Origin of the sequence: Arthrobacter sp. W4I7 (assembly GCF_030816215.1) — a bacterium.
Taxonomy (GTDB): domain Bacteria; phylum Actinomycetota; class Actinomycetes; order Actinomycetales; family Micrococcaceae; genus Arthrobacter; species Arthrobacter siccitolerans_A.
This window is the reverse complement of the sequence record NZ_JAUSXU010000001.1, coordinates 2,499,510-2,523,087: the sequence shown is the minus strand read 5'-3', so window position 1 is coordinate 2,523,087 and position 23,578 is coordinate 2,499,510. Positions and strand designations below refer to the sequence as shown.

The following is a 23,578-nucleotide window of genomic DNA, read 5'->3' as shown; positions in this document are numbered from 1 at the left end:
CTCCTGCTGCTGCTGACCTCGCCCGATCTCGCTGAGCGCGCGGAAAGGAATGCCCGCCCCTCCTGCCAGTCAGCGAGTGACATAACCGTCAGTCCTTGACGCTGATCAACAGAATGCATAGAGTGCACTCATGAATGCTTCTGCGGTTCTCAATGCCTGGATCGGGGAGCGGCTGCCCGGGCACGGGGAGCCGCTGACGCTGCGGCCGATCGGCGCCGCCACGGGTGCCGCCAACGAGCTCTCGTGGATGGAGCGAGGGGAGCACACCTGGGTGCTACGGCGTGCGCCCAACATCCGGGTGACCGCCAGTGCCAACAACATGCTGCGCGAATGGCGGATCCTCACGGCGCTCGACCGGACCGACGTGCCGCACCCCACTCCGCTGTTGGTGGCCGGCTCCGAGGAGTCGCCCTTCGGGACGCCGTTCATCGTGCTCGAAAAAGTGGACGGGTTCACGCCGGTGGGCGTCCTGCCGGCCCCGTACGACACGGCTAATGGCCGCCGGAACCTCGCTTTCGCAATGGTTGACGCGCTCGCCCTCCTCGCGCAGGTGGACTGCAACGTGCCCGAACTGCAGGGTCTCGGCCGACCCGAGGGCTTCCTCGAGCGGCAGGTCGACCGGTGGCTCGGCCAATGGTCGAGCTATCGCACGCGTGGGCTGCCTGTCGCCGATGAGCTGGCCGTCTGGCTGGGGGAGCGGATTCCCGGGCACTGGCCGGTCGGCCTGATGCACGGTGACTACAGCGCGTTCAACGTGATGGCCTCGCCGACGCAGACGACCCGCCTGGCTGCAGTCATCGACTGGGACACCGGTACGGTCGGTTGCCCCCTGCTCGACATCGGCCACCTGCTCGCGCGGTGGACCGAGCCCGGTGAGGACCCGGTGGTCGTCAACTGGGACATCGGCGACGGGTCCCTAGCCTCTCGGTCCGGTCTGCCGTCGCGCGCCGAGCTAGCCGAGAGGTACGTCCAGCAGTCCGGGCTGAACCTCGAGGACCTGGTCTTCTTTGAGGTGCTGTCGCTGTTCAAGCTCGCCCTCATCCTCGAAGGGCGGGTGGCCCAGGCGGCCTCGCCGGAGGAGGGCTCGGGCTGGGTGCAAATGGTCGACCGGCTCCTCCTCGGCGCCCTTGAGTTCGCCAGGGGGGAGCGCATATGAGCGGCCCCGCCACGACTGAGTTCGCCAGGCGCCGGATAGAGCTGGTCCGGGACGACCTGGTGCGCATCGCCCTCGGCCTCTTCGTCGAGCACGGCTATGACAGCGTGTCCGTCGAGGACATCGCAGAGCAGGCAGGAGTCGCGCAGCGAACCGTCTTCCGCTACTTCGCGGGCAAGGACGAGCTCCTCCTCCGCCACGAGCACCGCTTGGGCGAGCGATTGCTGCGGACACTGACCGACCGCCCGTCCGAGGAGGGCCCCTTCACCGCGCTCCAGCAGGCCTACACTGTGACGTCGCGAACGACGCCGGAGCTGCGACAGGGCATTCGTGACCGGGCGCGGATACTCGACGGTGCACCGGCCCTCAAGGCAAGGGCGGCCGGCGAGATCGCCCTGCGCGCCCGTGAGGTGAGCCGCGTGCTGGAGCAGCGGTACCCGGAGGCGGATGCCGGCCGGTTGCGGGTGCTGGCCTCAGCGATGGCGGCCGTGGCGGCCGATGCGTGGAACAGGTGGGTGGAGAGCGATACCGACGACGACCCTGCGGACACCATCGCCGCCGCTATCGACCAGCTCAGGGAAGGCGGTGCAGGGTTCAATGGGTGAGGTGAAGGCTATGCCGGGACCGGATCTGACCGGCCGGGTCGTGTTGGTAACCGGCGGCAGCCGCGGGATCGGCCGCGCAATCGCCGCCGCGATGGCCCGCCACGGCGCGACCGTGGTGATCGCCAGCCGGAAGCTGGGGGCGTGCGAACAGGCCGCGGCCGAGATCCATCAGGAGACCGGTGCCCCCACGCAGGCACGCACCTTCCACGTCGGCAGGTGGGACGAGTGCACGGCCCTGGCCCAGGGGGTGCTCGCCGACCACGGCCGCTGTGACGTGCTCGTCAACAACGCGGGCATGTCCCCGCTGTATGACGACCTCGCCGGCATCACCGAGGAGTACTACGACAAGGTGATGGCAGTGAACCTCAAGGGAGCCTTCCGCCTCGGGGCGCTCCTCGGCCGGCACATGGCCACCGGAGATGGCGGCAGCATCATCAATATCAGCACCATCGGCTCCCTCCGCGCCGGCAGCGACGAGCTTGTGTATGCCATGGCCAAGGCCGGCATGAACGCCCTGACTGTGGGCCTCGCCGAGGCCTACGCGCCGCGCGTGCGCGTCAACGCCATCCTTCCCGGCGCGGTGGCCTCCGACATTGCCCAATCCTGGAGCCCGGAGTATGTCGCGGAGCTTGAGTCCGCTATCCCGGTCGGCCGTCTGGGCCGGCCCGAGGACATGGCCACGGCAGCCGTGTGGCTGGCCAGCGACGGAGCGTCGTTCGTCAACGGTGAGCTCCTCCGTATCGACGGCGGTCAGTACCGCCAGACCAGCTAAAACAAACAACCAACCCACGACGGGAGCACCACATGATTGACTTCACCATCCCCGACGAGGTCGTCGCGCTGCGCAAGCGCGTGGCGGACTTCATCGACACCGACATCGTCCCCTACGAGTCGCAGGTCGGGACCCGCCCCTTCCTCGATATCGTGGGCGAGCTGCAGGAGAAGGCACGGGCCGAGGGCCTGTGGTGCCCCTTCATCCCTACCGAGCTCGGGGGAATGGGCCTAGGCCACCTGGGCAACGCCGTCATCCAGATCGAAGTCGCGCGGACCCGGCACCACCTGGCGGCGTGGGCGATGAACTGCATGGGCCCGCAGGACGCCACCATGCTCGCACTGATGGAGCTCGGCACGCCCGAGCAGAGGGAGAGGTATCTCGGGCCCACCATCGACGGGACCCTGCGGCTATGCTTCGCGATGACCGAGCGCGCGGCGGGAGCCGACGCAACCGGGATGCAGACCACTGCGGTGCGCGACGGTGATGACTGGGTTATCAACGGTGAGAAGTGGTTCACGAGTGGCGGTGCGATGGCCGACGTGGCGCTAGTGATGGCCAAGACCGACCCTGACGCCCCGCGCCATGAGCAGTACACGACCTTCCTGGTCGAGCTGCCGAATCCCGGCTACCAGGTCATACGCAACATCCCAGTGCTCAGCGAGGCGGTCGAGCCGCGTTACGGCGAGGAGGTGCACTTGGCAATGGGCCATGCCGAGATCCGGCTGGAGAACCTGCGGGTGCCGCACGCGAACATTCTCGGTCGCCAGGGCGGAGGGTTCGAGGTCGGACAGCTGCGCCTGGGATATGGCCGCCTGCGCCACGGTATGTGGAGCATCGCCCGGGCCCAGCAGGCACTGGACATGGCCGCAGGCTACGCCAACAAGCGCGAAACCTTCGGTGCACCGGTCGGCAGCCGTCAAATCATCCAGGGCAAGCTGGCCAAGTGCGCCCAGGACCTGTACCTGTCGCGCCTGCTTGTCCTGCACCTGGCGTATAAGCTGGAGAACGGCCAGGACATCACGCAGGAGAACTCCATCGCCAAGAACTTCATCGCCGACATGGAGTCCAACGTCATCGACACCGCGCTGCAGATCCACGGCTCCCTCGGCTACACGATGGACACTCCGCTGGCTGCCTGGTACGCCGAGGTCCGCCAGCAGCACATCGTCGACGGTCCCGACGAGGTCCACGCCTGGCGCGTCGGCCGCAACGTACTCAAGGCCCAGGAGCGGTTCGGGACGACAGCCTCTGCTGCCGGCGGCGACCTGGTCTGAGCGGGCGAGGAGGGTGTCCGGTCCGGCTGCACCTCCTTCCCCAGTCGCCGGACAGGTCCGGCGAGACGCCAACCCAATTAACGATCCCCGACTCCAACGAGTCCGATAAAGAGCAACCACGTGAAGCTGAAGAATGCCGGCGTCGTTGTCACCGGTGCCGCAGGAGGCCCCGGCGCCGGCCCGCGACGCCGTGGCACACGGAGTAGTAGGTCGGTTATGCGCGAGAAGAGAACGACGGCGCGCGGGCGCCGTACGCCCTGGCCACCGGTGACGGCTCCCTTATTGGTGCTGCTACCGCCCGAAAGCTGGCAGAGGCCGGCGCCCTGATGGTCGCCGCGACTTCGACCTCGCCGAGCTCAGCGCGGGGTTGACCAGCCGCTGGACAGACCTCGGGACCTACAGCCACGAGCACTACCGACGCATCACGTCCGTGAACCTGGACGTTCTGTACTGGGCGCCCAAGCCGTCATACCGGGAATGCGGCGCCTTGGCAGCGGAGCGATCGTTGTGGTGGCGTCGGCCCCCGGAGGGGCCCGCCCGTCCTGGTGACCCGCTCTACCGACCACGAAGCACGCCTTGGTCGGGTTCGTCCGGTCCGCTGCGCCCAACCTCGCGTTGCAGGCCGTCACCATCAACTGCCTGTGCCCTGGTCGCGCTCGACACCCAGCTGTCGGGCGCGACCATCGCCGCGCTGCTGGCCAAACCGGGCCGAGGCTGCTTCAGGCCGACGAGGTCGCGGCTTCCATCGAGGCCTTGTTAAATAGACGACTCCGGACGAGTTGTGCTTCAGTCGGGGCACATCGTGGTCGACGTCGAGGCGCCAACCTACGGCTGACGGTCAACTCTACGCACGCAGGCGCCAGGAAAGGGGTGCGATCGGGTGATCGATACGGTCGTAGGGTTCGTGGGACACCAGGACTGTCGTATTGAGCGAGTTCGCCAGGTGATCAATCTTGGCCACCGGCCCGGCTCGGGAGATAAGCCACCTTCTCCTCCAGGGGACTTTCACATCCGAAACAAATGCCCTGTCGTCGCTGACATGCCCATGCCGGCCGCTGGCGTGTACGTCCCGCGCGCGAGACTGAAAGGGTCAGGCCTGCTGCGCGATGCCATCTGCTATCAGCGTATCGACGTCCGGAAGACCCCATCTGGTGAGGGCTTCGCGGGTGTCCGCGCCTGTCGCAGGTGGGGTCCCCTGGATCTGCGCTGGGGTGGCAGAGAAGCGAGGCGCCGGGGCGGGTTGCAGAATCCCGTCGTGTTCGACGAGGACGCCTCGAGCAAGCAGTTGGGGATCCCTTTCCGCCTCGGCGAAGGTCCGAACCGGCGCCACGCAGGCGTCAGAGTCCGAGAAGAGGGCATCCCAATGCTCGAGGTCGCGGGAGGCGAACGCCTTGGCGAGGGCGGTTCTAATTAGGGGCCAAGTGCCCCGGTCATCGCGATCGAGCGGGGCGATCTCTTCGAGATCGAGCAGACGGAGCAGTTCGCCGTAGAACTGCGGTTCCAGCGGGGCCACGGCGACGTGCCGCCCATCGGCGGTGCCATACGTGGCGTACCAGGGACAGCCACCGTCCATGAGATTCTCCCCACGACGGTGGCTCCAGTCGCCGGTGAGCATGAGCTGTCGAATCCCGGTGGTGAGTAGTGCCGTGCCGTCGGTGATCGCTGCATCGACAACCTGGCCGGGAGCACCGCATTTTACCGCGTACAAGGCGGACACGATGCCGATGACGGCGAAGGCGCCACCGCCGCCGAAGTCGCCGACCAGATTCAGCGGGATCACGGGGGCATCGGGGGCGCCGATCGCGTGCAGCACACCGGTCCGGGCGATGTAAGTCAGGTCGTGCCCGGCGGTGTGGGCGAGGGGGCCGTCCTGTCCCCATCCGGTCATCCGGGCGTACACCAGGTCGGGGTTGCGGGCATGGCAGGCGGTTGGTCCGATCCCGAGCCGCTCGGCCACACCCGGACGGAAAGTCTCGAGCAGCACGTCGGCTGTCTCGACCAATGACAGGAGTGCTTTGAGGCCTCGTGGGTGCCTGATGTCGAGGACTACCGAGCGACGACCTCGGTGCAGTGTGTTGAGGCGGGGGTTTTCCGGGCCCATCAGCCCGCCGCCGCCGGGCCGGTCGATGCGGAGCAGGTCGGCGCCCATGTCGGCCAGCATCATAGCCGCGAACGGTCCGGGGCCGATGCCGCCGATTTCGAGGACGCGGACGCCGGCCAACGGGCCGGTCGCGGTGCTCGTCGCCGGGGCGCTCATGATTCGAGAGAGCGGCCGATGAGGTCCTTCATGACCTCGTTCGTGCCGCCGTATAGGCGCTGGACGCGGGCGTCCCGCCAGAGCCGGGCGATCTCGTATTCGTTGATGTAGCCGTAGCCGCCGAACATCTGGAGGCAACGATCGACGACGCGCCACTGCAACTCGGTGGTCCACCACTTCGCTCCTGCGGCCTCTGTGTCGGAGAGCGTGCCGGCGTTGGCAGCCATGACGCATCCGTCAACGTAATGCTCGGCGATCCCCAATTCGGTCACCATCTCCGCGAGCGCATGGCGGTTGACCTGGAATGTGCCGATAGGCTGCCCGAATGCGTGGCGGTCCGCCGCGTACGCCCGGGTGAGGTCGAGCGCACGCTTGGCCTGGGCGACGGCGGTGTAGGCGATGCTGAGGCGCTCTTGGGCCAGGTTGCGCATCATCAGGTAGAAGCCGCGGTTCTCCTCGCCGAGGAGGTTCTCTCGCGGGACGCGGACGTCCTCGAAAATCAACTCGGTTGTGTCGAGCGAACGCTGGCCGATCTTGTCGAGCTTACGGCCGCGGGAGAAGCCGGCCATGTCTGACTCCAGCACCAGCAGACTAATGCCGCGGTGCCCTGCGTCGGGGTCGGTCTTGACCGCAACGAGCACGAAGTCGGCGAGCAGGCCGTTGCTGATGAATGTCTTTGAGCCGTTGACCACGTAGTGGTCCCCGTCGAGACGGGCGCGAGTCTTGATGTTCTTGACGTCGGAACCGGCTCCCGACTCGGAGATCGCCAGCGCCGAGATCTTCGTGCCGGAGACCAGGTCGGGCAACCACCGCGCCTGCTGCTCGGGGGTTGCCAGCCCGACGAGGTAGGGGATAATGATGTCGTTCTGCAGGGGGAAACCCAGTCCGGTCGCCCCGGTGCCGTAGTACTCCTCGGCCATGATCATATTGAACCGCAGGTCGCGGATGCCGAGGCCGCCGAATTCCTCGGGCGCTTCCCAGCCGAGGAGACCGGCCTCGCCGGCGGCCAGCCAAGCCTCTCGGTCCCCGTGTCCGGCGGCCTCCCAGCGTTCGACGTTCGGCACCGCCTCCCGTTCGAAGAAGGTGCGAGCAGTCTTACGGAAATCCTCGTGCTCGGGCTCAAAAATGGTGCGCTTCACGTCGGGTGCTCCTGGATCAGATGATATCGTTGGCGCGCAGCTCGGCTTGGGCGCCCTTGTCATAGCCGAGTTCCGTGAGGATCTCGGCGGTGTGCTCGCCTAGCAGCGGTGCATGGTGGCGCACCTCGTACTGCTGTCCTCGCACCATGCCTGGCAGGGCGATATACGTGAAGTCGCCCGCGTGGGGGTGGTGGCCCTCCACGAACAGTCCGCGCTCGACAAAGTGCGGCTCATCGCGGAGCTCGCCTGCGGAGCCGGTCACCGGGCCCAGCGCCACGTTGCAGCGTCGGGCGACCTCGATCCACTCGGCGGACGTCCTTGTATGGAAGACATCGGCCAGGGTGCGGCGGAGCCGCTCGTCGGTAGCGAAGTCGACCGGCTGGTCGGCATCTCCCTCGCGCCACTCTTCCAGCTCAGGACGATTGACCTCGTTGAGGAAGTTAGCCCAGAACTTCGGCTCGATCGCGCAGAAGAGCACGATTTTGTCGTCGGCTGTCGCGTAGTACTGGTACCGAGCGTCGTCGCTCTCGGCGTACAGGTTGGTCGATGCCGTGGCGACGGTGGTACGGTCGGTGACTCGGTGCTCGTTGAGCGCCCAATTGACGCCGATCCAGGCGTTCGCCACAACGGCGTCGGCGGCAGCGACGTCGAGGAACGCCCCCTCGCCCGTGCGTAGGCGCTGGGTGTAGGCGGCCAGCACCATCATTGCGGCGTAGGCGGCGCCCGTCGAGGTTCCCTCGCCGCCGAAGTCGACCGAGTTGCCAGTGCTGCGCTGCTTGTCCCACTTGACCAGCCCGTCTTCGGCGATGCGGACGTGTACCGACCCGGCGAGAGCGTCCATCATCTGTCCGTGGGTGGCGATGTCGGCGTAGGGACCGCGAGCGCCGTACCCGGTGTAGGAGCAGTAGACGATCTCGGGTCGCCGTGCTGTGATGGCTTCGTACCCGACGCCGGCCTTCTCGAGTGCGCCGTAGCGAAAGCCGTCCACGACGATGTCGGCGTCGGCGATGAGCCGCCAGAACACCTCACGGCCCTCGTTTCGTCGGAAGTCCAACGTCAGGCTTCGCTTGTTCTTGTTGACCTGGAGGTGGGCCGGGCTCTGGCGTTCGCCGATCTGCCCTCCAAAGTCCCTCAAGTAGTCACCCACCTTCGGGGACTCGACCTTGATGACGTCGGCGCCGAGGTCGCCTAGGAGCTGTCCCAGCCGGTCACCGTTGAACAGGGCCGCGCACTCGACGACTCGCACTCCTTCCAGCAGTCGCATGCTCAGCGCACCAATTTGAAATCGGAAGTGTCACGGTCCCAGTCGTTCTCGGACCTGCCGCGCTTTCGCAGCAGGAACTTCTGGAGCTTTCCGTTCTCGTTGTGCGGCATCTCCTCGATGAACTCGATGAACCGGGGAACCAAGTAGTATGGCCCGTTGTCGTTGATGTACCGGGCTAGCTCCTCCGCGGTGACGGCCTGTCCCTCCTTGAGCATCACGAACAGCTTGATTTCGGCTTCGTGCTCAAGCTCCTCCGAGGTTACGCCGACAGCACCAACCTCGGCGACGGCGGGGTGGTTGATCGCGAGGCTCTCAACCTCGAAGCTCGCGACACTGCGGCCCTTGTAGCGGATGTAGTCCGCCTTCCGGTCTGCGAAGAACAGCTCGCCGTCCTCGTCGAAGCGGCCAAGGTCTCCGGTGTGGAACCACCCGTTCCGGAACGCCTCTGCCGTGGCCTCGGCGTTGTTAAAGTACCCGCTAAACATCATCCACGGATCGTCTGTGCGGATGCAGATTTCGCCCACGCTGCCGGTGGGCACCTCCCGGTCGTCGTCGTCGAGCATTCTGACGGTGATGCCGGGAACGGGCTTACCGGAAGAGCCGGGCTTCCATTCCTTGGTACCTTCGGCGAAGGAGACGTAGACGATCTCGCTCTGGCCGTAGGCAGCGTAGATGTCCTCGATGCCGAAGCGCTTGGCGAACTTTGACTTGATGTCCGGGGGCATGGGGATCATGCCTGCGCCGCGCAGCGGGTTGTCGGCGTCATCAGGACGTTCCGGCTGGTTCCACAGGAACATGTGCATGGCCCCGACAGTGAACGTATGGGTGGCGCCGTAGTGCCGGATGCGGTCCCAGAAGTTACTGACGGAGAACTTGGCGTCGATGCCCATCGGGATGCCGCGAACGAGGGCGGGGAACGTGTTGACCGTCCAGCCGCCGGAGTTGTACATCGGCATGCAGCAGTAGATGACGTCACCCTTGCGGATGCCGCGGCGCTCAGCGTTGAAGTCGGCCTGCATAAGCCACACGTGGTGGCTTTGGACGACTCCCTTCGGGCGACCTGTCGTCCCGGATGTCCAAAGGATGGCGGACGGCTGCGACGGCGTCAGCGTGACGCTGACCTCGTTGGACGATCCGGTGGAGAGGGCATCGAAGTCGTGCATGATGGTGCCAGGGATCGGCTCGACGTCATCGATGCCTCCGCGCACGAAGACGTGGCTCTGCGGTATTCTGCCGAGAGCAGCGAGCCGGTCGACGAACTTGGCATCGGTGACGAGGACGTCCGATTCCGCCCGGGTTATCGCGTCGAGGAGGTGAGCACCGCGGAAGTCGGTTCCCGTAGTCGTCCACGCGGCCCCCAGCTTGTTGATGGCGAATGCGGATCGGACCATGTCATCGGAGTTCTCCATGACGAGCGTTACGCGCCGGTCCTTGCCGACGCCGAACCCCGCGAGAGCGTTTGCAATCTTATTCGTCTGTTCGTGAACTTCGGCGAAAGTGCTTCGTCGCTCACCGTCCATGAGGAAGATGCTGTCGCCGATGTGCTCTGCCTGGTCCCGGAGAACCGTGCCGATCACGCGGTTCTCATAATCGTCGATGCGTGGTCGTCGCATGACATCCTTTCGTACGGGTTTCGTCTGGGTTTCCTCGGTGCGTGTCTCACGTCACCTATCAGGCCCAATCAATCCAATATATACCACTCTTTTACCAGCCGGGCGGGAGGCCTATTAGATTTCCTGGCTGCGTGAGGACCCCTGGCTCTCGGCCGTACCCAGTAATTAGAAGGTAAAATGGCGAAGATCTTGTCATCGCAGATCTTGACAAGCACTCGAGCGAGTGTTAACAATAAGTGTACTCTAAATCATTTGGGCCGATTGGTCCGATCCTATGCTCAATGAAAGGTGGCGTAGATGGCTAAGCCGGCGCTATCCATGAAGCCCACTGGCTGGTTTCAGGTCCTGTGGTCCGCTGAGCTGGAAGTAGGCGAGGTCAAGCGCCTGCACTACTTCGGTCAGGAAATGGTCGCCTGGCGCGACGAAGATGGTGAGGCTCATGTGATGAGCGCCTACTGCGAGCACCTTGGTGCCCATTTGGGCTATGGCGGGACCGTGAAGGGTCTGAACATCCAATGCCCCTTCCATGGCTGGGAGTGGAACGGCAAAGGCCGCAACACCTGTATTCCCTACCAGGAAAAACCCAACCGGACCCGGAAGATCCCCGTGTTCCCCGTCACCGAGCTCAATGAGTCCATCTACATCTGGCACGATCTGCTGGAACGCGAGCCCTATTTCCCCGTCCCTGACGTTTTCTCCATGTGGGAGGGCGACGACGACGTCTCCCCGTCCGACTACTACCGCGCTTACCCGGAGGGCGCGCTCATCCGTGAGAAGCTCGCTCTCCACCCTCAGTTCGTGGCAGAGAACGGTGTTGACTACGCACACTTTAAGTACGTCCACCGCGCCGAGGACATCCCACGGTTCACCCGGCGGGAATTCGATGAGTACAGCTTCCGGTCGGACTTCGAGATGTGGTTCGGCAAGGGCAAGGAGTCGACCGTCATGACACCGAACGGCGCGATGCTCGGTACCGTCTCGGCAATCTCGTGCGGCATCGGCGTCGGATTCAGCAAGTTCTCCGGCCCGGACAACATGCGCACCTTTGTTGCCGTCACGCCGATCGACGACGAGGTGGCCGACATCCGTTGCACGACGTGGCTGGACCGAATCCCCGGCGATGACGCACCGGGCATCCCTGAGACGATGACCCGGCGAATGCGGCTGGCCGACAATCAGTTCCTCGCCGACGTCGCCATCTGGGAGCACCAACGGTACACAACGCCTCCGGGATTGGCGACAGCCGAGGCTCAAGGTTTCCGCGACTACCGTAAGTGGGCGATGAAGTTCTACCCGCCCGGCGAGCCCGGCAGCGCCGAGTCCGAGCAGGATGCAGGCCGCGAGGCGGGACCCAACCATGTGTCGGACGAGCCGCAGGCCATCGACCTCAACAAGGTCAGCGCCGTTCGCGACTAATCCCTGGTATCCCGGGGACGTGTCCAGCCGGACACGTCCCCGTTGCATTGCACCGACGATGAAAACAGTTGGAGCAGAGCTGAAGCGCGAATACGACCTCGTCGTCATGAATGCGGGGCTTGTGGGCCTTGGCGCGCCCACGAATACCTTCTGCCTACCGCCATCAAGTCTGTCCCCGTCATCGACGAAGGATCATGAGCCCAGACACAGTCCCCCTGTTATTCACTACGCCGTCCAGTACCAGCCGGTTTTCACCAAAGCCCGCCTGCGCGCCAGGGCTGCCCGCCTCATATATGAATTTGAGCGGACTCGAGCATGGTCCACGACCGGCACGGGAAGATGACTGTGTCCACCAATTCCTCCGAGCCGCGTCGCCGTGAGGAGTTCAAAAGCAGGGTGTGGGGTCGCGCAGGTACCGAGTCAGGAACTTGTGTAGAGGGGGCGCCAAGGACAGCCCAGATAACCAAGCCGTCGCAGTGGCAATGGGAGTGGCAGAGTTTTTCCTGTTGCGCCACCAGAGCGCGAAACGGACTGTGGCCCTCCCCCCGACCATGACTGCCACCGGCTGGGTGCTTTGCTGAGTCCTTTTGCCTGGCTGTGCCGCGAGCCTTAGGCTGCCGTCGGAGAATTTCCGTTCCGCGCGTAAAAATGGGTTGCTGTGGCGGCCAGGTGGATGCGCATGCGGCGCTGTGCCAGGGCGCCGTCGCCAGCAATGAGCGCTTCGATAATCGCCCCGTGTGCCCGGTGCAACTCTGCAAGCTCTTGGGGTTCATACGAGCGGCCAGAAGTCCGCTCATGCGTGAATCGGACAAGCATTTCCACGAACAGCTGCAGGGCAGGATTTCCGGTGAGTTCGGCAATCAGGACATGGAGATCGTGCGGTGCTCGGGTGTGGGCCGCGTGTTCGCCCTCTTCCAGCTCCCCATCCAAGGCTTCCCGGAGCCGAAGGACGCCTGCTTCGTCGAGATTGCGCACTACGATGTCTATGCAGGTCAGTTCCAGGGTGCTGCGAACCGTGAAGAGGTCCTCAGCGGAAACGTTGGCGAAATCGAGGAAAAGCGTCGCGGGCCATTGGACCGCCCGCAAGTCTGGCTCGCTAGCAATTAGTCCACCTTTTGGTCCTCGGCGCATCCGTGCCACACCGTGGTGCTCCAGAATTCGCACGGCCTCGCGGAATACTGCGCGGCTGACCTCAAACTGTTCGATCAGCTCTGTTTCCGAGCCCAGGAGCTGGCCCGTGGGCCATCCGCGCTCCATGATCAAGGTCTCCATCCGGTAGGCGAGATCCTCGGCCATCTTGGCCTTCGTGCCAATAGAATCTGCGGCCATACGCACCGACCACGGCTGCGGCCCATCCTCGGATGTCCGTATGGACTCATCACTGGGCACCAAAGTACTACCTTCCGTAATGCTAGGGGCAGTGGAGATTGTTTCCACCGTTGTCTCCATCCGCACTATGTTCTTCTACTAAAATTAGCATACTCAGTTTCCGAATCCTTGAAGTAAGGAGACGGACTCGCCCCCCAAAACGGTGCGGCTGCACGAACTCTCAACGGGCGAGATCCCGCGAAATGACCAGACGTTGAATCTGGTTGGTGCCCTCGAAAATTTGCATTACTTTGGCTTCTCGCATGTACCGCTCTGCGGGAAAATCCCTGGTGTAGCCGGCACCACCCAGTACTTGGACGGCGTTTGTGGCCACGTCCATGGCATTGTCGGTGGCGACGAGCTTAGCGATAGCTGCCTCGCGCCTATAAGGACGTCCGGCATCACGCAGCCGGGCCGCGGCCAGATAGGTTGCGCGCGCGGATTCGACAGCTGCTGCCATATCGGCCAGAACAAAGGCCAGGCCCTCGTGGTTGATGATGGTGGTGCCGAAGGCTTCCCGTTCCTTGGCGTAGGAGACTGCAAGGTCAAGCGCGCCCTGGGCGAGGCCGGTTGCGACTGCAGCGATCCCCAGCCGTCCTGCGTCGAGCCCTGCCAGCGCGATCTTCAGTCCTTGTCCCTCATCCCCGATGCGGCGTTCGGTGGGGACAAAAACTCCGTCGAAATTCATCGTGGCGGTCGTTGAGCCGGTCAGGCCCATCTTCTGTTCGGGCTGTGCTGCGCTCAGGCCCTCGGCGTCGGCCGCTACCAGAAAGCAGGAAATACCGCGACCGCCATTGTCGGAGGTCCGGGCCATCACTGTGTAGAAGTCGGCCTGTCCGCCGTGGGTTGTCCAAGCCTTGGCACCTGTAATGACGTAGCCGCCCTCGACGCGGACGGCTTTAGTCCGCATGGCGGCCGGGTCGGAGCCAGCATGGGCCTCCGAGAGGCAGTAAGCGCCGAGCAATTCGCCGGACAGCATGTCCGGGAGCCATTTCTCCCGCTGTTCGTCCGTTCCGAAGCTAACGAGTGGAAAGCACGAGAGGGCATGGACGCTGACTCCCACACCCACACTGGCCCACGCGGTGCCGAGCACTTCGAACACCTGGAGGTACACCTCGGCTGCCTGCTCGCCGCCGCCGTACTGCTCGGAGTACGGCAGACTCAGCAGGCCTGCCCGGCCAAGGGTCCAGAACACGTCCCGGGGAAAGGTTTCGCTACGTTCCGCCGCAGCGGCGCGGGAAATCAAGTCCTTGGCGGCAATGCTGTGGGCCAGGTCAATCAGGTCCCGTGCCTCTTCCGAGGGCAGCAGACGGGAAACAGGCATCGGGTTCCTTTCAGAAAAATCTGGTTGAGTAAGATCCGGATCGGAAATTTAAGTATACTCATTACTGGCAACAACTTGAGTATACTCATTACATTGGCAAGAATAGGGTCGGCTCGAATGTCATAACCGGCGCCGTCGACAAAAAGGTGTGTAGCAGCGTGGATGCTCAGGAATTTCGTGTGCATGTGCGGGAGTGGCTTATAGCCCACGTCCCCGAGAATTGGCGGGAACAGCTTAGGGGTTCCTCCCACGATGAGTATGTGCAGTTTCAACAGTGGTGGTTGAAGGAACTTCGTGCCGGCGGACTGCTTGCTCCGCACTGGCCTGTTGAGTGGGGCGGTGGCGGCAGGACGCTGGAAGAACAGGTCGTGCTCTATGAGGAGATGGCCCGCTTTCCGGCGCCGCGCCCGAACATACACTTGGTTGGCCTCCACCACACCTTCCATACGCTTCTGGCGGCCGGAACCGAGGAGCAGCGTGCCAAGCATCTTCCTGCCATCCTCGACGGTGAGATATGGTGTCAGGGTTTCTCGGAGCCCGAAGCCGGTTCTGACCTGGCGTCGCTCCGTACCAGGGCGGAGAGGGACGGTGATGTTTACGTCGTGAACGGGCAAAAGGTATGGTCAAGTTACGCTGCCGACGCCAAGTGGTGTCTCCTCTTGGCCCGTACTGATCATCAGGTCTCCAAGACCCAGGGCATCACTTTCCTGTTGATGGAAATGGACAGCCCCGGGATAACCGTTCGACCTATCCGCCAAGCTACGGGCAACCAGGAGTTCAGCGAGGTATTTCTCGACAACGTGCGGATTCCCGTGGAGAACCTGGTTGGTGAGGAGAATCAGGGCTGGCAGCTCGCTCAGGTGACCTTAGCCGCCGAACGCGGGCCGGGCGCCATTGAAATGGCCGAGCGTGTAAGGGCAGCCATCGACCGCCTTATCGTGGACACGGTTCGCCGGTACGGCGATTCCCAACGCGTGCCCACCGAAGTCAAGGCAGCCTTGTCCCGCTACTGGTCCCGGGCAGAGATGCTCCGCGAGTTGTGCATCCAGATGATTTTCGCCTCGCAGCAGACCAGGTCCACCGGCTATGAGTCTTCGGTGATTAAACTCGTTTTTAGCGAGCTTCTCCAGGACCTGACGCACTACGCAACGGAGCTCTCCGGACCGTTGGAGCATTACCGTGCCGAACCCATGCCCGGCGAAGGATGGGACAGCCACAACTGGTTGCTGGACTACATCGGATCCTACGAGTGGACAATCGCCGGCGGCACCAACGACATCCAGCGAAATCTGATCTCAGAACGCATCCTCGACCTGCCAAGGGAGCCCAGATGGACCGCATAACCACCACAGACGAAACCCCGGGACTGCGCGAAGCCTTCGCCGCGCTGCTAGCGACATACTGCAGGGGTGAACAGATCCGCAGTACTGACGAGCGGTTCGACAAAGACCTCTGGTCTCAGTTGGCCGAACTGGGCTGGACATCGGTCGGTGTCAGTGAAGAAACTGGCGGACTCGGCGGCGGTCCCAGCGACGTCGGTGCAATCTGCTGGGAGACGGGGCGGGTTCTGGGACCGACCTTGCTCTCCCTTACCGTTGCAGCGGTTACGCCGACTCTGGCTGCCGCCGGGGCATCCATCCAGGAATTGTTGCTCGAACCCATTGTCACGGGGGCAGCCCGGGCCTCCGTGGCCCTCACTGGCCTTGGGGGAGTGCCTGGTTCCGCCGGTCTGTCCGCCAGCTGTACGGGGGACGGCAACGGGTACGTGATCAACGGATCCGCGGCATTCGTTCCGGATCCAGACAGCGCAGATTGGATCATCGTCGCCGCCCGGCACGAGGGCGGTATCGGACTTTTCTCCGTGCCTACGGAGAAACTTGGCATCACCATGACGCCTATGACCGACCTCACCCGCAGGCTGGGGACGATCGAACTGCGGGACGTACGTGTTGACGCCGATCATGTGATCGCTGAGCCTGACGGTGAACGGGCCTACCGCGAAATTCTGGCCCGGACGATGTATGCGCTCATCATGGAATCCCTCGGCGGAATGGAGCGCGTTCTTGAGATGACCCTCGACTATGCCTCACAACGTCGGCAGTTTAACCGGCCTATCGGTTCTTTCCAGGTCATCAAGCACGCCCTGGCCGACATCTACCGGGACCTGCAGACGGCAGCCGTTTCCTCGATCCTGGCAACTCGGGAGACTGCGTCAACCACCTTGCGTCCCGAGAGCCTTTTCGCGATCAAAGCGGACACCGCCGACGCCTTTGGAGCTGCGACGGCCACCTCGCTCCGGATCCACGGCGGGATCGGTTACACGTGGGAGCATGATCTTCACCTTTACCTGAAGCGGTCCGAATTCAACCGTGCCTGGTTTGGGACGTCGAGCTGGTGCCGCGAGAACGCCTTCAGCGCGATCGCAGCTCCACTGGTCGGGCCCTGATCAGGCGTTCGAACCACAGTCGAATGCAGGAACGCTTCGGACCGATCCACGAGGTTCGATCCGAAGCGTTCCTGATTGACCAAATCATTTTTTGGCAGCTGGGTTGAAGAGCGTCCATAACGTCGTCGACGTCCGGTGCTGCGGTTCAACTTGCGAGAGGATCGACGCGGGATTGGAGCGGAGAACGTCTGGCCGGCACAACGATGGTGCCGAATTGGACTCTGGAACCGAAAACCTGGACGATCAGCGGACCTGTCACCAACGTGAGCCGGCAGCCGGCAGCGGAATCAATAAATCCCTACCATGCTTTCCAGTTCCATGCAGGATCTTTCGTCGCGCCATTACCGCTCTGGCCGGTGCCCACGTCTCTGGCCGCTGAATTCATCAGAACGAGGAACCTCTTTCGGCGCAGGACGCCCGTCGCCTCTGGCGTAACCGTGCCGTGCTTCGGATTCCACGGGGGTCACTTGTCCTCACTAACAATCCAGTGTCTCCGACCGACCCGCTACTCCCATGCGCGATCCTGTCAGCAGTCTTCACTTCCATGAGTGTTCCGGAAGGTCGCCGATGGACAGTTTACGGTCTCGGGCGCTGGGTCATCCGCTTTGAGGTTTTAGATGATTAGTACCAAAACAAAAAATGGGCGATGCCAGAAGCAACCTGCTTATCTCATCCATAGACTATGCAGCCCCGTCCTCTGGCATCTGCCAGCCGTTTCGATTCGGCGGGTTTAGGGAATATTTTTTCAGGCGGCCCTCGGTGCGAGCAGATGGTGTTCGATCACATAGTCGGCGATCGACATTGCAGAAGTCGCCGCGGGTGAGGGAGCGTTGCGTAGCAGGGTCACCGGACCCACTTGGTCTATCGCGAAGTCGTCCAGTAGGGAGCCGTCCTTGGCCCACGCTTGGGCACGAACCCCGGCGGCTGTTTTTGCGCTGAGGTCAGCCATGGTCAGTTCAGGGACGAATTTCCGCGCCGCCTGGAAGAAGAGCGGCTTGACCAACGACGCCGAGATCTCATTTACGCCCATCCGCCAGTGCTTCCTGGCCAGCGGCAGTGCGCCCGGCCAGAGCAGGGAATCAAACGTGTCCTTGACCGAGATCTTTCCCCAGCCGTAGCCTTCCCGGGCAAGTGCGGGCACTGCATTGGGGCCAATGTGTACCTTGTCGTAAACGCCGCGAGTGAAGTGCACGCCCAGGAACGGGAACCGCGGGTCCGGAACGGGGTAGATCATGCCCCTTATCAGGTCCTGCCGTGCTGCCGGGAGTTCCCAGTATTCTCCCCGGAAGGGAAGGATCTTCGGTGACGGGTTTGCGCCCACCATCCTGGCTACCAGGTCTGACTGCAGCCCCGCGCAGACAATCAGCCGGTCAAAAGTATGCTCCGCAGTGGTGGTCCTGATGTCTACTTTGCCTCTCCGCTGGCTTATCCCGGTCACCTCCTGGCCTAGCAGGATGGCACCGCCGGACATCCGTACGTCTTGGGCCATAGCCTCGGTGATAGCGGCGAAGTCCACGATGGCAGTCCGCGGCGAATGGACGGCTGCAAGCCCGGTGGCGTGGGGTTCGATTTCGAGCAGTTCGGCCGCGTTGAGCCGGCGCATGCCGGGAACATTGTTCTGTCGGGCGCGGCTCTCGATATCGTCCAGTCGCGGCAGTTCTGCCTCGGAAATGGCCACCACCAGTTTTCCAACTTCCCGGTAGGGCAGTTGTTTTTCGGCGCAGTACTCCTTGGTCATGTCTCGGCCCAGCGCGCACAGCTTGGCTTTGAGTGACCCCGGGGTGTAGTAGAGCCCGGCGTGGACGACGCCGGAGTTATGGCCCGTCTGGTGGGAGGCGACGCGATGTTCCTTTTCCAGCACGGTCACGTCAATTCCCTTGTTGCACAAGGCACGTGCAATCGCGATGCCCACGATTCCGCCGCCAATAATGCCTATATGTTCAGTCATGTTCCTGTTCTTCCTTGATCTGGCTGTTGCGGATCAGTGGCCGTTCCGCACGCTGTGTCGGGGCGCCCGGCATGTCCGGGAACTTCGCCGTCTGGTGGCAGTACCACAGCCTTGATTACGTTGGTGACCATGGCTTAGACCTCTGGACGGCGCGGCGGCCATCAGCCCGATGGCAGTGAACGTAGTCCGTCTCGGGGGGATCCACCTCGGTTCATGCATGATGCCATTCGGACAAGTTGCTGCGGGTTTGCCTGAAGTCCTGCCCATTGCAGCTGATGCTTCCGCGCCGCGGGCGAGCCAGTGGTCCTGAGACCGGGAAGAGCGGACATAGCGCAAAGTCTCCTCCTCCTTGCCGGTCGGGGGCAGGAAGCCAGCGCCGGCTCGGCGCCTGGTGCAATCAGGCCTGGATTCGATTCAATGTCGGTCACATTTAGCTCCCATAAGCAATGGGGGAAGCCCTTCACAGGTGCTCAACTCGCTATCCAGCCGCCGTCGACCATCAACAGCTGGCCGGTTACGTAGCCAGCGGCCGGTGAAGCGAGGAAAACGGCGGCACCGGCGAGGTCTTCCGGATCTCCGAACCGTTGCATCGGGATTCGGTCCATCAGCTGCTGCTGCCGCTCCGGGTCTGCGAAGACCGCCTCGGTGAGCTTGGTACGGAAGTATCCGGGGCCGATTCCGTTGACCCGGATTCCGTACCGCGACCACTCAGTGCTGAGGTTACGGATCAGGCCGTAGATACCCGATTTACTTGCCGTATAAGCAACCACGTCGGGAAGGGAGATGTGGCTGCTTAGCGAGCCGATGAAGATATGGCTGCCCTCCATTCCACGTTGGATCTGGCGCTTTCCGATCTGCTGGCTCAACAGGAAGGGCGCGGTCAGGTTTACATTGATAACCCGATCCCATTCGGCCGGGTCGAAGTCCTGTGCCGGCTGGCGATGTTGGACACCCGCGGCGTGCAGCACCACGTCAATGGCGCCGCCGAGTTTTTTCTCGATTTCATCAAGCATCCCTGGGATGGCAGCCGTAGCCGAAATATCCCCCGGACAGGCCACCGCGTTCGCCCCGATCGCCGCCGCTACCTCTTCGATTTCCGCGGACGTGCGGGAGACCAAAGCCACCTTGGCGCCGGCCGCTGCGAGTCCTTCAGCCGTGGCACGTCCAAGGCCCCGTCCGGCGCCTGTGACCAGCGCACGTTTTCCGGCAAGGGAAAATTTATCCATAACAGACACGGGGCTCCTAGTGGGTCCGGAGGGCAATGGTTTTGACCCGCGTATAGAAATTCAGGGCTTCCAGGCCCTGTTCCTTGAAAGCGGAACCGGAGTCCTTGAAGCCGCCGAACGGCTGGTGGATGTCCCATCCCGTGGTCGGCTGGTTCACCGAGACCTGACCGGTGTCTGCTGACTCCACGAACGCGAATGCCCTGCCGAGATCCTTTGTGAAGACGGCACTTGAGAGGCCGTAATCCGAATCATTGACGGCCTCGATCGCCTCCTCGAAGGAGTCGACGACCACCATGGCCAAGACGGGGCCGAATACTTCTTTCCGCCAGATGGCATGCTCGCGGGAGATTTTCAGGAAGGCCGGCTGGACGAAGCAGCCTGTGCTTTCGAGATCCTCGCTCAGGGTGGCCGTGGCCAAGACCTCGGCTCCCTCGTCCAGAGCACCGGCCACATGGTGGTTGATGTCCTGCTGCGCCGACTTGCTCACAACAGGTCCCAGATTCACCCCTTCGGTGGCGCCGGGCCCGACCCGCAGCGTAGAGACGGCCTTGACGATCCGTTCCGTCACTTGGTCCTGGATCCCCTTTTGGACAATCAGCCGGCTGGTTGCAGTGCAACGCTGTCCCGCCTGAGCAAACGCGCCAGACACTATGGCGGGAACGGCAAGGTCCAGGTCTGCGTCGTCGAGCACGACCACGGCATTCTTGCCGCCCATCTCCGTCTGCACGCGTATTCCGGTGCCGGCCAGCTGCTTCTGGATGCCCCGACCGATTTCGGTGGATCCGGTGAAGGAAACGGCCTTAACTGCCACATACGTAAAGAGCTCGTCGCCGATCTCACTCCCGCGTCCGGTAATGGTCCCCAGCACTCCCGCCGGTAGCCCGGCGTCCGTGAGGATCTCGGCCAGTTTCAAAGTGATAATCGGCGTCACCGTCGCGGGCTTGATGACGACGGCATTCCCCGCCAGCAGGGCCGGAGCCATCTTCCGGGCCGGGGTTAGGAGCGGATCGTTCCACGGCGTAATCAGGAGGACGACGCCGATCGGCTCGCGCAGCTGGCTGGCAAAGGTTCCGGGACGGCCGTCTGGCAGGTATTCGCCGAAGGGCAAACGGGCCATGCCGCCGTAGTATTCGAAGAATTCGGCTGTCTTGGTGACCTCCCCGGTGGCTTCCGCCGTGGTCTTGCCCATCTCGGTGACAATGATGTCAACAAGTTCTTGGTGCCGTTCGCGGATCAGCCGCCCTGCGTCAAGCAGTACCCGGCCCCGGCCCAGGTGATCCGTCGCCTTCCAGGAGCGGGCCCCAGCTTCCGCGGCCCCGAAGACGGCGTCGAGGTCCTCCTTGCCCATAGCAGGAACGGCGCCGACCACGTCGCCGTCGGTAGCGGGGCTGGTTACCTCGATTGTCTCCCCGCTCCGGGCTTCAACGTAACTTCCGTTGACTAGGTTCTTCACCAGTCCGTATTTCATTGCTTTGACTCCTCTGGACGCTTCGGCTTACGCCGGGTGGAATGTGGTGGTAGTACATGTGCCGGCGGGAGACCGGACCGGTATCGGCCAACTGGCCGGGCAGTTCAGGTGGGCCGTGCTGTTACCTTGAAGGCGGCGTCCAAGTCTCCGGTGCGCATGGCCTTGAGCAATTCAGTGAGATTCTCTTCATCCAGCGGTTCGGGATTGTTGGGCCGCGGATATTCGCGCACGCACAGCTGCGCCATCCGCCCCTCGGCGTCAGCAGGGATGCCGGCCTCGTCCAGAGTGACCGGCAGCCCGAGCCGAACGGCCATCTGCATCACAGAAGTTGCCGCCGCCCACATCTGGGTGCTGGCACCGCCCGTGATGGTCAAAGCAAGCGCCTCTGAACGCAGGGAGTCAATGGTCTGGTTGTAAGCCATGCAGTAGGGCAGGGCAAGTGCACACGAGGTTCCGTGGGGCATGGGCACCTCATGCGCGAGGCAATAAGCAATCGAATGGCCCAACACAACGCCCGCATTGAGCGCCTGCCCGGCGAGATGTGACGCCCAGAGACAGTTTGCCCGAGCATCCGCGTCACCGGCGGCGGCCGATTCCAAGTTGGCCACAAGCAGCTCGATGGCGCGCATTGCGTGGTGCACGGACCACGGGGAGCTGTTGGTGGACATCACCGATTCAATGGCGTGCGCCAGCGCGTCCATGCCAGTGGAGGCGACAACACGGGGCGGCAGCGTTGCAACCAGGTCTGGGTCCAGGACTGCCACCGAGGGAACATACTTGGCGCAGGAGGAAGCGCGCTTGGAGCCCTCGACGGTCACCATCGCTATGCGGGTGGCCTCTGAACCGGTGCCGCAGGTGGACGGGACCAGGATGAGGGGTGCCACACCGTTAGGCGGATCGACGACGCCAACCCAGTCAGCGGAGCCGCCCTCGTTGCGCACCATCAGTGCCAACAGCTTCGAAGAGTCCAATACGGAGCCGCCGCCGACCCCGATGACAGCCTGGACCGACGCTTCGCGCGCCACAGCTGCTGCCGCATCGATTGTCTCGCTGCTCGGCTCGGCACCGAAACCGCTGGTGAGCGTGACGTCGAAACCGCCTTCGCGGAGATCGTCAAGCAGGCCCGTAAGCAGGCCTGCGTCCAACACCGCGTCATCCGCGGCTACCAGGACCGGCCCGGCGGGAACCTGCAAGTGGCTCTTAAGGATCGAAGCGATCTGGCCGGAAGTGCCGCGGCCACTGAATATGGCCGCCGGTGCGAGAAACTGGGCGGGCGCGTCGCCCTTAGGAAACCAGTTCTGGGACATGATTGCTACCTTCCGTAGTCCGGGGACGATGAAGAGTGGGGATTTCGTCAATGTAGTCTCCAAGAGCCGAGCGGGTGCGCCCGAGGCTCAGCGGTTGATAGCGACGAAACTGCAGATATTGGCTGAGCACGGCGAGATCATGCTCAAAGCAGAATCCAATCGCTCCGTGTATCTGATGAGCATTGCGCATTATGGACTCAATGGCTTCAAGATGAACCAGACGCAGAGTCAGGGCGGCGCCGGTTCCCGGGCCTTCCTCTCGGACGAGGCGCCACGCCGTGAAAGCGCAGAGTTCGCGCAGACCACGCTGGACCACGACCGAATCCACAAACCGATGTTCAAGGGCTTGCCGTGCCTTAAGCGGCTTCCCGAACTGGATCCGCTCTTTAAGGTGGCTTTGGCACAGCTCGAGGACCTTGTCCAGCGCACCTAAAGCGGAAAAGGCGGAGAACAGTTCGTGCCATGCCCACACGTTGACATCCGGACTGAGGGGTGAATCCGGCTGCGGCAGGACGCGGGCTGCAAACGGAGCGAGCATTCGTGCCGTAGGCGGCGAAGGCAGCACCCTCGTTGCAAGGACCTCCCCATTCGGTGTGACAAGACGGGAACCTTCAAAAACCCGTGCGTAATCCACCAGGACCGCAGGCCCCCCGACTTCGGAGACTGCGTGTACCGGTACGTCGAGACCAGCGATCTTTCCTGTCAGTAGTGCAGCGACCGGGACCGGAAGTGCAACCCTGCCCGCTTCCTCGGCCAGCGCGGAAGCTGCCAATGCAGTCACGAGATCCCTTGGGGCATCCTGCATATCGCCAAGTCCCAACGACAGGAGAATATCGTACGCGGCTGAGTGCTGTGGCGAATCAGCAGGCGGCTCCCGCCACACGTCGCCCAAACCCTTGCCGGTGAAGGCCTGACGCGCTGACTGCGCAAAAGCGACTACCTCAGGCGGCATAGTCAGATCCATGGCACCTCCCTATTGCTCATCTCGAATTAGT

18 protein-coding genes are annotated in these 23,578 nt (G+C 63.3%); 7 read left to right on the top strand and 11 right to left on the bottom strand.

Annotation, left to right across the window (positions count from 1 at the left end):
• The first annotated feature begins 130 nt into the window (after positions 1–130).
• The 4 genes from QF047_RS11515 to QF047_RS11500 are packed head-to-tail and all read left to right on the top strand — an operon-like array spanning position 131 to position 3,807.
• Positions 131–1,156: a phosphotransferase family protein gene (locus QF047_RS11515; protein ID WP_307277047.1), complete on the top strand. Its 1,026-nt coding sequence runs from the start codon at positions 131–133 to the stop codon at positions 1,154–1,156.
• Positions 1,153–1,758 (top strand): TetR/AcrR family transcriptional regulator, encoded by a 606-nt coding sequence (locus tag QF047_RS11510; RefSeq protein WP_307277044.1) that lies wholly within the window; start codon positions 1,153–1,155, stop codon positions 1,756–1,758. The genes QF047_RS11515 and QF047_RS11510 overlap by 4 nt, the downstream gene beginning before the upstream one ends.
• A 10-nt stretch (positions 1,759–1,768) precedes the next feature.
• Positions 1,769–2,530 carry an SDR family NAD(P)-dependent oxidoreductase gene (locus QF047_RS11505; RefSeq protein WP_307277040.1) on the top strand — a complete coding sequence of 254 codons (762 nt, stop codon included), beginning with the start codon at positions 1,769–1,771 and terminating at the stop codon, positions 2,528–2,530.
• Positions 2,531–2,562: 32 nt separating this feature from the next.
• Positions 2,563–3,807, top strand: a complete 1,245-nt coding sequence (locus tag QF047_RS11500) for an acyl-CoA dehydrogenase family protein (RefSeq protein WP_307277037.1) — start codon at positions 2,563–2,565, stop codon at positions 3,805–3,807.
• A 1,090-nt stretch (positions 3,808–4,897) separates the two neighbouring features.
• Here QF047_RS11500 and QF047_RS11495 read toward each other — a convergent pair.
• Genes QF047_RS11495 through QF047_RS11480 form a run of 4 tightly spaced genes read right to left on the bottom strand, consistent with a single transcriptional unit; the run spans position 4,898 to position 10,080 of the window.
• Entirely contained in the window at positions 4,898–6,064 is a 1,167-nt protein-coding gene (locus QF047_RS11495; protein WP_307277035.1) for a CaiB/BaiF CoA-transferase family protein, read from the bottom strand.
• Positions 6,061–7,203 (bottom strand): acyl-CoA dehydrogenase family protein, encoded by a 1,143-nt coding sequence (locus QF047_RS11490; protein WP_307277031.1) that lies wholly within the window; start codon positions 7,201–7,203, stop codon positions 6,061–6,063. Before QF047_RS11490 ends, QF047_RS11495 begins: the two co-directional genes overlap by 4 nt.
• Before the next feature lie 16 nt (positions 7,204–7,219).
• On the bottom strand, positions 7,220–8,467 hold the full coding sequence (locus QF047_RS11485; RefSeq protein ID WP_307277028.1) for a CaiB/BaiF CoA-transferase family protein: 1,248 nt from the start codon (positions 8,465–8,467) through the stop codon (positions 7,220–7,222).
• A gap of 2 nt (positions 8,468–8,469) precedes the next feature.
• Positions 8,470–10,080 carry a class I adenylate-forming enzyme family protein gene (locus QF047_RS11480; RefSeq protein WP_307277026.1) on the bottom strand — a complete coding sequence of 537 codons (1,611 nt, stop codon included), beginning with the start codon at positions 10,078–10,080 and terminating at the stop codon, positions 8,470–8,472.
• A 297-nt stretch (positions 10,081–10,377) separates the two neighbouring features.
• Here QF047_RS11480 and QF047_RS11475 point away from each other — a divergent pair, with 297 nt between their 5' ends.
• Complete coding sequence (locus QF047_RS11475; RefSeq protein WP_307277023.1) at positions 10,378–11,496, top strand: Rieske 2Fe-2S domain-containing protein; 1,119 nt, start codon at positions 10,378–10,380, stop codon at positions 11,494–11,496.
• A 609-nt stretch (positions 11,497–12,105) separates the two neighbouring features.
• On the opposite strand, the gene QF047_RS11470 is transcribed toward QF047_RS11475, so the two are convergent.
• Positions 12,106–12,825: a FadR/GntR family transcriptional regulator gene (locus QF047_RS11470; protein WP_307277020.1), complete on the bottom strand. Its 720-nt coding sequence runs from the start codon at positions 12,823–12,825 to the stop codon at positions 12,106–12,108.
• Between the two features lie 220 nt (positions 12,826–13,045).
• Positions 13,046–14,188: an acyl-CoA dehydrogenase family protein gene (locus QF047_RS11465; RefSeq protein ID WP_307277017.1), complete on the bottom strand. Its 1,143-nt coding sequence runs from the start codon at positions 14,186–14,188 to the stop codon at positions 13,046–13,048.
• A gap of 146 nt (positions 14,189–14,334) precedes the next feature.
• Here QF047_RS11465 and QF047_RS11460 point away from each other — a divergent pair, with 146 nt between their 5' ends.
• Complete coding sequence (locus QF047_RS11460; RefSeq protein WP_307277014.1) at positions 14,335–15,531, top strand: acyl-CoA dehydrogenase family protein; 1,197 nt, start codon at positions 14,335–14,337, stop codon at positions 15,529–15,531.
• A complete protein-coding gene (locus QF047_RS11455) occupies positions 15,519–16,634 on the top strand; it encodes an acyl-CoA dehydrogenase family protein (RefSeq protein WP_307277011.1) in 1,116 nt (371 codons plus the stop codon). The genes QF047_RS11460 and QF047_RS11455 overlap by 13 nt, the downstream gene beginning before the upstream one ends.
• Positions 16,635–17,379: 745 nt before the next feature.
• Here QF047_RS11455 and lhgO read toward each other — a convergent pair.
• The 5 genes from lhgO to QF047_RS11430 form a co-directional block, all read right to left on the bottom strand.
• Entirely contained in the window at positions 17,380–18,582 is a 1,203-nt protein-coding gene (lhgO, locus tag QF047_RS11450; protein ID WP_307277010.1) for an L-2-hydroxyglutarate oxidase, read from the bottom strand.
• 470 nt (positions 18,583–19,052) lie between these two features.
• Positions 19,053–19,808, bottom strand: coding sequence for an SDR family oxidoreductase (locus tag QF047_RS11445; protein ID WP_307277008.1), 756 nt, complete (start codon positions 19,806–19,808; stop codon positions 19,053–19,055).
• Positions 19,809–19,824: 16 nt separating this feature from the next.
• The gene (locus QF047_RS11440; protein ID WP_307277006.1) at positions 19,825–21,276 is read right to left on the bottom strand and encodes an aldehyde dehydrogenase; all 1,452 of its coding nucleotides are present in this window, start codon (positions 21,274–21,276) and stop codon (positions 19,825–19,827) included.
• Between the two features lie 104 nt (positions 21,277–21,380).
• On the bottom strand, positions 21,381–22,583 hold the full coding sequence (locus QF047_RS11435; RefSeq protein WP_307277004.1) for an iron-containing alcohol dehydrogenase: 1,203 nt from the start codon (positions 22,581–22,583) through the stop codon (positions 21,381–21,383).
• Positions 22,561–23,547, bottom strand: coding sequence for an acyl-CoA dehydrogenase family protein (locus QF047_RS11430; RefSeq protein ID WP_307277001.1), 987 nt, complete (start codon positions 23,545–23,547; stop codon positions 22,561–22,563). Before QF047_RS11430 ends, QF047_RS11435 begins: the two co-directional genes overlap by 23 nt.
• Between the last annotated feature and the right edge of the window lie 31 nt (positions 23,548–23,578).

Excerpts from the sequence above, each read along its gene's own strand:
- QF047_RS11515 (WP_307277047.1), top strand. The coding sequence starts at position 131 with ATGAATGCTTCTGCGGTTCTCAATGCCTGGATCGGGGAGCGGCTGCCC.
- QF047_RS11470 (WP_307277020.1), bottom strand. The coding sequence starts at position 12,825 with ATGGCCGCAGATTCTATTGGCACGAAGGCCAAGATGGCCGAGGATCTC.
- QF047_RS11500 (WP_307277037.1), top strand. The coding sequence starts at position 2,563 with ATGATTGACTTCACCATCCCCGACGAGGTCGTCGCGCTGCGCAAGCGC.
- QF047_RS11485 (WP_307277028.1), bottom strand. The coding sequence starts at position 8,467 with ATGCGACTGCTGGAAGGAGTGCGAGTCGTCGAGTGCGCGGCCCTGTTC.
- QF047_RS11455 (WP_307277011.1), top strand. The coding sequence starts at position 15,519 with ATGGACCGCATAACCACCACAGACGAAACCCCGGGACTGCGCGAAGCC.
- QF047_RS11430 (WP_307277001.1), bottom strand. The coding sequence starts at position 23,547 with ATGGATCTGACTATGCCGCCTGAGGTAGTCGCTTTTGCGCAGTCAGCG.
- QF047_RS11495 (WP_307277035.1), bottom strand. The coding sequence starts at position 6,064 with ATGAGCGCCCCGGCGACGAGCACCGCGACCGGCCCGTTGGCCGGCGTC.
- QF047_RS11475 (WP_307277023.1), top strand. The coding sequence starts at position 10,378 with ATGGCTAAGCCGGCGCTATCCATGAAGCCCACTGGCTGGTTTCAGGTC.
- QF047_RS11445 (WP_307277008.1), bottom strand. The coding sequence starts at position 19,808 with ATGGATAAATTTTCCCTTGCCGGAAAACGTGCGCTGGTCACAGGCGCC.
- QF047_RS11510 (WP_307277044.1), top strand. The coding sequence starts at position 1,153 with ATGAGCGGCCCCGCCACGACTGAGTTCGCCAGGCGCCGGATAGAGCTG.
- QF047_RS11480 (WP_307277026.1), bottom strand. The coding sequence starts at position 10,080 with ATGCGACGACCACGCATCGACGATTATGAGAACCGCGTGATCGGCACG.
- QF047_RS11505 (WP_307277040.1), top strand. The coding sequence starts at position 1,769 with ATGCCGGGACCGGATCTGACCGGCCGGGTCGTGTTGGTAACCGGCGGC.
- lhgO (WP_307277010.1), bottom strand. The coding sequence starts at position 18,582 with ATGACTGAACATATAGGCATTATTGGCGGCGGAATCGTGGGCATCGCG.
- QF047_RS11465 (WP_307277017.1), bottom strand. The coding sequence starts at position 14,188 with ATGCCTGTTTCCCGTCTGCTGCCCTCGGAAGAGGCACGGGACCTGATT.
- QF047_RS11440 (WP_307277006.1), bottom strand. The coding sequence starts at position 21,276 with ATGAAATACGGACTGGTGAAGAACCTAGTCAACGGAAGTTACGTTGAA.
- QF047_RS11435 (WP_307277004.1), bottom strand. The coding sequence starts at position 22,583 with ATGTCCCAGAACTGGTTTCCTAAGGGCGACGCGCCCGCCCAGTTTCTC.